Annotated in this window: 1 protein-coding gene; it reads left to right on the forward strand. The window is 39.4% G+C overall.

Annotated elements, in window-relative coordinates:
- On the forward strand, positions 1-226 hold a 226-nt coding region (locus AABK37_RS42240; RefSeq protein WP_432557309.1), incomplete at both ends, for a hypothetical protein.

The raw sequence follows: 226 nt of genomic DNA on the forward strand, positions 1-226 counted from the left end.
TCGTTACAGTTTTACCATTGAAGCTCCCTCAGGAGTACCGAGAAACTTAAATCCTAAACCAGACATTTATTTATTGGCGGGGTTGTGGGATGACTACGGAACAATTGGAACTTTCGCAACCGAAGTTGGCATTGTTAAAGGATATGAAGGGAACCCAATAAAAATTGGAACTGGCTATGAAATAACAGGTACTGTTGTTAACGTTAAACCTGTTAATTGTTACGCA

This window comes from Tolypothrix sp. VBCCA 56010, from assembly GCF_050875635.1.
In the GTDB taxonomy this organism is placed as follows: Bacteria; Cyanobacteriota; Cyanobacteriia; order Cyanobacteriales; family Nostocaceae; genus Hassallia.